5 protein-coding genes and 1 pseudogene are annotated in these 11,292 nt (G+C 33.0%); 2 read left to right on the top strand and 4 right to left on the bottom strand.

What is annotated here, in order from left to right; all coding sequences use genetic code 11:
- Nucleotides 1–1,134 (bottom strand): annotated as a pseudogene (locus NHF50_RS10090) (hypothetical protein); the annotation flags it as partial.
- Between the two features lie 1,130 nt (nucleotides 1,135–2,264).
- On the opposite strand from NHF50_RS10090, the gene NHF50_RS10085 reads away from it, so the two are divergent.
- Nucleotides 2,265–5,327 carry a sensor histidine kinase gene (locus NHF50_RS10085; protein WP_252776205.1) on the top strand — a complete coding sequence of 1,021 codons (3,063 nt, stop codon included), beginning with the start codon at nucleotides 2,265–2,267 and terminating at the stop codon, nucleotides 5,325–5,327.
- A gap of 308 nt (nucleotides 5,328–5,635) precedes the next feature.
- Nucleotides 5,636–6,370: a LytTR family DNA-binding domain-containing protein gene (locus tag NHF50_RS10080; protein ID WP_252776202.1), complete on the top strand. Its 735-nt coding sequence runs from the start codon at nucleotides 5,636–5,638 to the stop codon at nucleotides 6,368–6,370.
- A gap of 571 nt (nucleotides 6,371–6,941) precedes the next feature.
- Here NHF50_RS10080 and NHF50_RS10075 read toward each other — a convergent pair.
- The 3 genes from NHF50_RS10075 to NHF50_RS10065 all read right to left on the bottom strand — a co-directional run.
- Nucleotides 6,942–8,897 carry an OmpA family protein gene (locus NHF50_RS10075; protein ID WP_252776200.1) on the bottom strand — a complete coding sequence of 652 codons (1,956 nt, stop codon included), beginning with the start codon at nucleotides 8,895–8,897 and terminating at the stop codon, nucleotides 6,942–6,944.
- Nucleotides 8,898–8,908: 11 nt separating this feature from the next.
- Nucleotides 8,909–9,856, bottom strand: a complete 948-nt coding sequence (locus NHF50_RS10070; protein WP_256476015.1) for a type IX secretion system membrane protein PorP/SprF — start codon at nucleotides 9,854–9,856, stop codon at nucleotides 8,909–8,911.
- Between the two features lie 7 nt (nucleotides 9,857–9,863).
- Nucleotides 9,864–11,292 (bottom strand): tandem-95 repeat protein (locus tag NHF50_RS10065; protein WP_252776198.1); only part of this gene is annotated, 1,429 nt, incomplete at its 5' end.

Raw genomic sequence — 11,292 nt, 5'->3', positions numbered from 1 at the left:
CAAGACGTTAGTATCTCCAAAGATTGTACTTGCGTTGTTGATCACACTGCCCGGTACATCTATTGTGGTTGCAGTTGCATCTTCACTTGTATATGTATACGTACCGTCAGTATTGTCTACCATTGTAGTCAAGGTTTCACTTGAAGTTACTACTGTTGATATTTCATTTAATACGTTAGTGTCAGAAAAAATTGTACTTGCGTTGTTGATCACACTGCCCGGTACATCTATTGTAGTTACGGTTGCATCTTCACTTGTATATGTATACGTACCGTCGGTATTGTCTACCATTGTAGTCAAGGTCTCGTTACCCGAAATGATCGTGTTGATATTGTTCACGATATCTTGTAATGTAACGTTGTTATCCGGAGTACCGTCACCATTGATGTCTATTGTTCCGTCAGGAATAACTGTATTATTAGATACTACAGTGGTTGTAATTACTTGAGCTATACCGTCTTCATCGGTATAGGTCATGGTACCATCGCCGTTGTCTACCAATGTGGTCAATGTTTCGTTACCGGCAATGATCGCTGCCAGATCAATTACAGTACTTGCTCCATTCTCATCCACATACGTCATGGTTCCGTTACCATTATCAGTCAACGTTGTTAAGACTTGGTTAGAGGCAACAATTGTATTGATATTATTGATTACATCTTGTAACGTAACATTATTATCCGGTGTCCCGTCACCGTTAATATCTATTGTTCCGTCTGCAATATAGGTATTGTTTGACACTACCGTTGTATTAATGGTATTTGCCACACCATTCTCATCTGTATAGGTCATTGTGCCATCTCCATTATCTACTAACGTAGTGAGAATTGCTGCGCCTAATTCATCACTAATTGCTAAACGAACCCACTTAGTCCCGTCCCAAAAGTGATAACCAGGAACAACATCCGCTGCTGTAGCTGTATTATACACCAATAGACTTACAACATTACCATTGGTAATTGTTGTAGCATCAGTACTACCGGTAAGTGACAACCTAGGTATCAAAACCCCTCTGTCTGTAGCGACTACATCTAAAACCGAGGAACTATTCGGAAGAGCCGTATTTATCCCTACTTGCGAATAAGAATAAGCCATTCCGAAAAGAAAAACTGTCATTGTAATTATTTTCTTCATATTATATATATTTAATTTAAAAATTAATCATAATCCTAAATAACAAACAGGTGTTTACGGTTATAAAAGTTAACTTTATAACTGCTTCTAATAGGATGTACCTGGATCTTCCCAAATAAGAACAAAACGAGACAAGTACTTAATCAAATAACTATCTTTCATAACTTAAACTGATTGATTTTTTTATCAACTAAAAAATAAACTCTAAAAAAAGAGCATAGCTTCTCAGTCATCAAAAAAGCCAAAAAACTTAAGAAAGAATACTTCTTCTCTCTCTCATTTATTTACACTTTTCTAACGTACTATCTCCTCAAACCATCAAGAAGACATAACCTCAGATGTCTAAAAAACAATTTTAAACATGCAAGACACTAAAAAACAAAGCATTCAATCCGAAAAGTCTCTTTTTAAAAAATATTACAAAAAAGACTTAATTAATCTCACTTTAACTAATCAACAAAATGACAGTTATTTTTTTGGAAAATTTGGGAAGGTCCTATAAGCAGCAATTAAATACTTATCAATATTTAATTTTTAATTAGTTCAACAATTCCGTTTATATATATTATATTTATAATTTATATCCAGAAAACTTGTATTTCAACTAGCTCATTAAACTTAAAGTTTATTATGTCTTTTTCTCTGTTCAAAAAACAAACTTTTGGTTTTAAAAGCACTATAAAATTACTACAAATTGTACGGCAGTTAAATATTTGTCTTTTTAACGGATTTTTTCATTTGCTAAAAAGCTCTTTTGATATATTTTTCGGTTATTACATCCTTACAAGGCCTTCTTTTGTAAAATTCTTTTTTTTACACCTGAGAGAATTTCATTTCTACAAGATATAAATGGAAATATTATTGTTTTTTTTTAATTTCACATAGAATAGTATGCTTAACTAAGAAAAAGATAATCCTTTTAAAATAAATATTCTACCGAATTTTTAATACTATTCAGAATAGCAATCAGAAAAACAATATTATTATTCTTATAATAATGCAAATACTAACAATTGTCTTTATCCTATCATAGTTTATTATCTAATTAAGATTTTATGTATTCTACCCCCTGCTTTAGATTTCTATTTCTATTTTCATTTTTAACTATCTCTCTTATAAGTCAAGAAGTAATGAGTCAAGAATATAGCACCAAAGATATTCTAATAGATAATTACGGAGATTCTCAAACTTTTCAAAACAAACTAGTAGTGGACTATGACGGTTTTCTTTGGTACTCCTGTCCTACAGGTTTAGTAAAGAGTCTGGCGAACCATAAAACTCTTATCCCACATAAGAAGAACATTAGTGAGTGGTACTCAAATTATGCCAGTGCTATGCTACTGGACAGTAATTCCAAAGTATGGGTTGTCACCGAACACACTATTTTTATTTACAATCTTAGTGAAGGCATATTTAAAGAAATTGATTGGCCTTTACCACCTAATCAGGAACAATTCATGTATACATCAATAATTGAAGATGATAATCAGAATATCTGGATAGGAACTTCAGGAAACTATGTTCTTAAAATTGATTCTTTTTATAATATTAAGACATTTGAAGTCTCGCAATCTAAAATAGTTCAAAATAAAAAGTATCTTAAAAGCACATATCTGTATATGGATAAAGTTATAGACCATGACAAAATATTGATGCATAGAGGTAAAAAAATTTTCATTACAAGTAAGGACAGTATATATTTAAAAGCTGATTTTTCCCAAATCAAGGATGAAAGAAAGACAAATCACCTCTTTCAAGAGCTTCAAGAAAATGATAATACAGGTGATATTCTAATTACGAACAACGGTGCACTTTTGTCTAAAGATAAAAGCGGATATTACCTTTTTATGGGTAAACAGTTTAGATATCACTATATCAAAGATTTGGATATACAAATAGTAGAAACTCCATTTAATGAAATGAAGTATACTGAAAATACGAATGTTCCCGGAAATCTCTATTCCATAGATGATTCAGGAAAAAATATCATTTTTTTCAGAATGAAAGTTGTTGACGGCATTACCTGTTTAGAAGAAATGTTAAAAATAGAATTTGAATATACTATTGAGGATTTTATTCTCGATTCGTCAGGAATTATGTATGTTAGTTGTCTGGATAAAATCAAAAAGATAAAGTTTTTAAAGAACCCGTTTCACAAACTATTTTATAACTATAATAAGTTTGATGACATCCATAATGTTAGCACCAGAGGATTTGTTGAACTGGCAAACGGAAATATCCTACTGGCTAGTTACTCTGGTATATTTGAATTAACCCCTGAAAAAAACTCATACAGTTTCACAAAAGTATTTCCGGAAATAAAAGATGCTCGGGAACTGGAAAAAATAAACGACTCAATCGTTTATGCCATAGGTGATTATAATGGGATATACAAAATCAATACCTATCGTAAGTCCATAAAAAAAATTCCCCTGCATGTAAATGCTACTTATATGTATAACCTTGCAGTAGAATCCGATTCCACCTTTTTAATTTCAGCTCACACCGGCTTAATGCGATTTAATTATAAAAAAGAAACTATAGAAAGAATAAAGGAACTTTCCAATCAGTACAATTTAGGCACACAACAAATAAATGATGTACACATCTTTAATGATAACCTATACATTTCTACTCGTGAAAATGGTCTATACATCAAAAATCAAAAGACCGGTAGTGTTAAGTATTATAATAAAGAAAACGAACAAGATTTATTAAGCAATAGTATTTTTACAGTATTTGTTGATTCTGACAACACGCTCTGGATAGGAACAGATAAAGGAGTGAACTACATTAAAAAAGGGAACAATAAAATCTTAAAGCTGGATCTATCTCCTAATATTTCAGAGATAATAACCATCGGTTTTTTAGAGGATCTTCAGAAAAATATTTGGATATCTACGTACAAAGGGATCTACCTATATGACAAGAATAAAGGAAAAACATATCCTTACTATATAAATGACGGGCTACCTTCAGATGAATTTAATCAGCAGTCTTATTTTAAATCTAATAAAGGTAGGTTGTTTTTCGGAGGAATAAACGGTATCGTATATTTTGATAGTCTTCCTCTCAATCGTATAAGATTTGAGCCATCTAAAATCTTTCCGATAGAATATGAGTATTTCAATATCGAAACTAATAAAATTATATCGGTTGACGTATTTAATCAGAAAATAAACAAATTTAACCTGCCTTACTCAAATAATTTCCTTTCGATCAAAGTCGCTTTAAACACAATGTTCGATCACGAAAGAGATCAGTATTTGTATAAAATTGAAGGGCTTTCTGAAGAATGGATTAACATCGGCAATCAGGGAACCATTACATTATACTATCTTCCTCCGGGAAATTATACCCTAAGAATCAAAGGGATCAACGCTAAAGGAATTGAGACCTCAAATGAACTGATGTACAAATTAAACGTAGACAATATATTCTACAATGAATTATGGTTCAAAGCTCTTTCTATCTTTATCCTGGTTCTATTAAGTACACTCATCATCATTTATTATGTTAACAAACATAAGCAGAAAGCTTTTTTAGAATTGGCCTTAATTGAATTAAAAAGAAAGTCTTTAATAACCAAAATGAATCCTCATTTTATCTTTAATGCAATTAATAATATTAAAAATCAGCTTGAAAATACCCAAAATGCTACTTTTGTAGAAAATTATATCGTAAATCTATCCAAATTAATGCGCTTAACATTAGAATTGACCCGAAACGAAAATGTGAGTATTAATAAAGAGCTTGATTATATACATACCTATATGGAATTAGAAAACAGTAAAAAAGAAGATCCGATTAAATTTATAACCAGTTGTGACCCGAAAATCGATAAGGAAAGTTCATTAATCCCTTCGATGATGATCCAACCGATCATCGAAAACTCTATCAAACATGCTTTTAAAAAAGATCATCCAGGAGAAAAGATCATTAGCTTAAGGGTTGTTAAACTTGAAAAAGAAAGAGAATTGATCTTCATTATCGAAGACAATGGCATCGGCATTTCATCAAATAGCCTACAGGATAATGAATACGTTTCTTATGGTATTCAAATTCTTAGGGAAAGGATGAATTTGTTAAATAAAACGAAGCGGTATAAAAAAAGCAAGTACCAATTGGTTATGGATGATTTAAGCATTTATAATAAAAGGGGAACCAGAACATTAATTAAAATCCCGTTCTAAAATAGAATCTATATAATTTTACTATTGATCCTGATGGTAACCTTCACAACTGCTAACAATCCTCTTTTATACTGTATATCAAAACTCTATGATGATTTCGGGCAAAAACAACAGTATCAAAAAATGGAAATTTCCCGTTTAACGAATTAAACAAACCTTTTAGTTAATTGAAAAACATATTAAACAAATATTCTTACATAAAAATCATATTCGATAGTATCTTTATTATAACAATAAGATATATATCTTTATGTAAGAAATTAAAGATTGATTTTTTTCAGAAAATAACCTTAATTAATCTCTTAACTATGAAAATTGTTATAATAGACGACAATACTATTGATCTTAATAAGATGAAATTTCGTATTGAAAAATATTTCCCAAATATAAATATTTTAGGTAAATTTTCAGATCCCAGAGTTGGTTTGGAATTTATACAAAAAACACCTCCGGATTTATTAATATTAGATATTGAAATGCCTAATATGGATGGCATAAAATTACTGGAAAGCCTTGAATTTAAAAGCTTTGAAACTATATTTTGTACTTCTCACGACAAATACGCTTTGGAAGCATTCAAATTTTTCGCCATAGGTTTTTTATATAAACCTTTTAGTGAAAGTGAATTTATAGCAACAATGACCACTGCTCTATCCAGAATGCATAGTAATTTTCAAAAGTTCTCCAATAAGCCACCGGTACATTCATTAAAACAGATCGCGATTCCAACGCAAGGTTGTACGTATTTCACCCATTTTTCTGATATCATAAGAATTGAAACGATTAATAATTATGCTAAAATCTATCTGGTTGACGGAAATATGCACCTTAGTTCTTATGGTATGCGATTTTATGATGAAAAACTACCTGAACCTGACTTTTTCAGACCGCATAAATCCCATTTGGTAAATGTCAATTACATTTCCAAGTATTTTACAGACGGTACTCTTGTTATGAAGAACGGAGATAAAATACCTGTTGCTCGTAGGCGTCGCAATCAATTATTAGATATTTTTAATAATACAAGTAATCTCTATATATAGCTAACTATATCTTTTAGGAATACTGTTTCTAAGACAAAAACAAATATATAAAATACCGATTTCCAAATGAATAATAAAAATACACTTACACTATAAAATTAACTTTCAAAAAAATTAAAGAACAAAAAATATTGAGATCAGATTTTCGCCTTATACTCACCGGAATCAGAAAAAAGCGGAAACTGTCTTTGTAATAAACGAATTTTAATTTACTGTTTTTTTCAGTATTTTAATTTACAACTCGAAAACCACTGGTTCGAGGCCTGTTCTCGCAACTAAGTAAAGAGAACCAATTTCTTGGTTCTCTTTTTTTATATAATAAGATCCATTATTACAATATTTTTATTATCTACCTGATAAAAATCTTTTCAAAAGATCTTAATTCCCTTAAATTAAAAAAATATAAGATCAATTACTTCACAAAATAACGTACTTTTAATCATCAGAAACAAACTCAAATGCAATAATATAAAATAAGGAGGAGGTGTAAAGTCAGCCGCCCCAAACCAACTTTTTTTAACTTACGACCCTCCTCCAAGAAGTATTTTTAAGTAATTCTCAAACGTTTACCTTATTCCATAATAATAAATTCACTACGTCTGTTTTCCTGGTGCTGTTCTTCTGTACAAGGCGAAACATTAGTCGGTTCACAATCACAGTCATTAAGCAAACGACTCTCTCCATAGCCTCTGCCCGTTAATCGGTCAGCTGCTATTCCTTGATCGATCAACCATTTAATAGTTGATTTAGCCCTTCTGTCTGATAATTTCATGTTATAATCATACGTCTGTCTACAATCAGTATGCGAACGTACATCAATTTTCATATTTGGATATTGTTTCAATACTTCTGCTATTTTAGCTAATTCAACTGCCGCATCCGGTCGAATATCTGATTTATTCAGATCAAAATGAATATTCTCAATACTTAAAATTTTGCGTAGGTCATCTCCTATTTTCATCGGTTTCTCTGCTAACTCAAGGGTTACTTTTGATTGTGTCATTCCCGATTCAGAAGGTATACCGACTGCCACTTCGTTTGCATTGTATTTTTCTTTCTGTACTCTGATCTTAACTTTAGTATTACAATCCACCATACCGAAATCAAATTCTCCGTTACTGTCTGATACTAATTCTTTTAATTTATTTTCTAAAGCATCATACAAAACCACTCTGGCATCAGCAACAGGTTTCTGTGAATCAAGATCAACAACAACGCCTTTTAGCAACTGTTCACAATCTTTTTCAATTGGCTTTATTTCGGTAATTTTATAAATATCATCATAGCCTAAATTATCCTCTTTTCTATTAGACGAAACAAAACCGGTTTTACTTTGGGTATCTATATAAAACGCAAAATCATCCATTGCGCTGTTAACAGGTTCGCCTACATTTTTGACTGTACCGGTAGTACTGTTTTCTTTCAATTGGGTTACAAAAACATCCAGCCCGCCCAATCCGGGATGTCCGTCAGAAGCAAAATACAACTCGTTGGTATCCGTAATGAACGGGAAAGTTTCTTTCCCTTCTGTATTAACCTCACTACCTAAGTTTTCCGGCGTTCCGAAAGTGCCGTCAGAATTAATACTTACTTTAAAAATATCGGATTGCCCTAATGTCCCCGGCATATCTGAAGCGAAATATAATGTCTTTTCATCAGGACTTAAAGCAGGATGAGCCACACTATGATCATTACTGTTAAACGGTAATTCTATAATATTTCCCCATTGATCTCCACTTTTTGTAGCGCTGTATAGTTTTAGCAAGATGGCTTGGTCATTGTCTTTGCTTTTTTTACCATTTAAAAAATTGTTCCTTGTAAAATACATTGTCTTACCGTCTTTTGTAAAAATCGGAGTTGCCTCATGGTATTTTGAATTCACACTTTTAGAAAATTTTTCCGGCTCTTCAAGATTTCCGGCATCGGTAATTTCAACACTGTATAAATTAGTATACGATTGATCAGTCCAACTGTGCTTTTTACTAAAAACGCTTCCTGTATTTCTGGCTGAAGCAAAAATTAATTGCCCTTCATAAAAAGTACTTCCGTAATCTGAATATTCGGAATTGATCCCGGCATTCTCTATTCGATACCTACCGGAATTTTTCTTAATCACTTCTAAATAGTCTTTTTGTGATTTTGCCATTTTTCCACGACTGTCGGAAGTATCCTTTTGATAGAATCTTTCTAACATCACATCGGCTTTTTTATAATCTCCGATCGATTTTAAAGTTTGTGCATATCTGAAATAATACTCAGGATCCACTTCCTGATCCATAGCAAAAAGTTCTGTATACCATTTATTGGCTTGCTCAAATTCAGATTGGAAATAATATGCATTCCCTAATTTCTGAAATAGTTCAACAGATTTGTATCCCTTATCAGCCACTTTTTCATACGTTTTAATAGCATCTACATAAGCATATTTCTCGTACTCTTTATTGGCTCTATTTAACTTAACTTCTTGCGCATTCACTAAAAAAAATTTTAATGATAATGCAAATAAAACAATAGCTTTTGTTCTCATATCCTGTCTTTTTAGAAAAATCTTGGTGATACTGCTTTTTCAGATCTTCCTTTAAACTCATAGCGCAGGAAAATTTCATGCGATCCCGAGTTGTAATTCGCTAATTTGGTGGTTTCAGCATCGTAACCATATCCTATAAACCAATTGTCTGAAACCTGAAATCCGGCCATAGCACTTACAGCAGCATCCCAGCGCCAAGCAGCTCCTAAGACAAATTTTTCATTGAACATAAAATTAGCCGTCAGATCCAGTTGTAGAGGTGAACCTTTCACTACTTTAGACAAAAATGCGGGTTTAAACTTGATCTTATCGCTTAAATCAAACACATAACCTCCTATCAAATAATAGTGCATTCGCTCTTTTGCAACAGATGAAGCATTGTCATCAAAATGTTTCGTCTCTAAGAAATTAGGAACCGATAAACCTGCATATAATTTATTCGAATAAAAGTAGATTCCGGCTCCGATATTAGGAGACAATTGATTATCGACATTATTCTGAAATTGCGGATCATTCAAATTGTAACGATCTAATTTAGTATAGTCAACATTCAACAGATCAGCACTTGCTTTAATTCCGAATGCCAGTTTATAGTTTTCCGATGTTCTGATAGTATAAGAAACATCTGCAGAAATAGTATTCTCATCGGAAGGTCCGATCCTGTCATTCACAAAAGACACCCCTAATCCGATACTTGAATTATTGATCGGAGTATTTAATGATACGGTATTGGTAACCGGTGCTCCGTCTAATCCGACCCATTGTGTTCTATGCAATCCGAATATACTTAACACACCTCTGCTACCGGCATAAGCCGGATTTACATTTATGGTGTTGTACATATAATTGGTATATTGTGAATCTTGTTGGGCAAAGGATTGCTTAACATTTCCTAACATGGCTATAAAAAGCCATATTAGGAATGTTAGATTCTTATTATTTTTTAAATACTGTTTCATAATCATCTTATTTGGTTTGAATGTACAGATAGCCTGATTTTTCAACATTCTGTTTATCCGTTCCGTTTAAACCATACTCATATCTTAAGATGTAGAAATAAGTTCCGGTTGGTAACAACTGATTCGGAGAAACTGTAGCTCTTCCTTCAGAATAGCCTTTAAAAACTTTATCGGCATTGTTATATCCTGATGCATCATAAACTTTTACTCCCCAACGGTTGTAAATCTCAACCGTATTGTTCGGATAACATTCAAGCCCTTCTAAATAGAATATATCATTAGAACCGTCTCCGTCCGGCGATACTGCGTTCCATATTTTAACATGACATGCCAGTGCTAATGTTTGTGTGTATACTGAAGAGTTACCACACTCATCTATTGCTGTCCAAGTTCGGATCAACTCGTATCTACTTGAACAATCTCCTTCTACTCTTTCCTCTTCGAAAGTTATTGTTACATCGCCGCAACTATCCGTAGCTGTTAACACTGGTGCTGCCGGAATAGTATCACAATCTGCAAAACCATCTTCCGGTAATATTCCTGTAAATACCGGAGGTGTAGTATCCTGAACAGTAATCGTTTGAATGTGCTCTGTTGTATTCCCACAACTGTCTGTTGCTATCCAGGTTCGGATTATATCATAATTACCCAGGCAATCTCCGTCAACTACTATTTCATCATACGTTACCGTTGCTGTTCCACAGTTATCAGTAGCAGTTAATACAGGAGCTGTAGGTATTGTAGAACTGCATTCCACAGTAACATCTATCGGCAATGTTTCTATAAATGTCGGAGCAATAGCATCCTGAACCATATATGTGTAAGTCCAGTTGAGAGATGTGCCATCGCACCATTCAAAATTATATGTCCATATTATTGTACCATTACAATTAAAATCAACAGGATCCGGCGAAAAGCCAATTAGTGTAGCATCTACCAACATTCCACATGGATCTACTAATGATGATGGTACACCCGGATTAATTGCTTCGTCTATACAATTAACGATTTCAATACCATTGATCAGAACATTTGCGATAGCGATATCACACAGGCCTTCATTATCACATACCTGATATTCGAAAGTATCCGTTCCTACATAGTTCGGATCAGGAGTATAGGTCACTTCTCCGGTTACTGGGTTTACCGTTACCGTTCCGTTTGATGGGTTTACCGTTACCACTACCGTAGTAGGATCGATCGTTCCGTCTGTATCTGTATCGTTGGCTGTTACACCAATAATTACAGGATTATCCTCATTGGTTGTTGTATTGTCGTTAGTTGCTACCGGCGCATCGTTTACCGGATTTACTACTACCGTTACCGTTGCGGTATCACACAAACCTTCGTTGTCACATACCTGATATTCGAAAGTATCTGTTCCAAAGTAATCCGGATTCGGAGTATAGGTCACTTCTCCCGTTACAGGATCTACC

Origin of the sequence: Flavobacterium sp. NRK F10 (assembly GCF_024054235.1) — a bacterium.
In the GTDB taxonomy this organism is placed as follows: Bacteria; Bacteroidota; Bacteroidia; order Flavobacteriales; family Flavobacteriaceae; genus Flavobacterium; species Flavobacterium sediminis.
Note: the sequence above shows the minus strand (reverse complement) of the source record. Positions and strands in the feature narration are given on the sequence as shown.

Bases quoted from the DNA above. Each gene is read 5' to 3' on its own strand.
- NHF50_RS10080 (WP_252776202.1), top strand. From the start codon at position 5,636: ATGAAAATTGTTATAATAGACGACAATACTATTGATCTTAATAAGATG.
- NHF50_RS10070 (WP_256476015.1), bottom strand. From the start codon at position 9,856: ATGAAACAGTATTTAAAAAATAATAAGAATCTAACATTCCTAATATGG.
- NHF50_RS10075 (WP_252776200.1), bottom strand. From the start codon at position 8,897: ATGAGAACAAAAGCTATTGTTTTATTTGCATTATCATTAAAATTTTTT.
- NHF50_RS10085 (WP_252776205.1), top strand. From the start codon at position 2,265: ATGAGTCAAGAATATAGCACCAAAGATATTCTAATAGATAATTACGGA.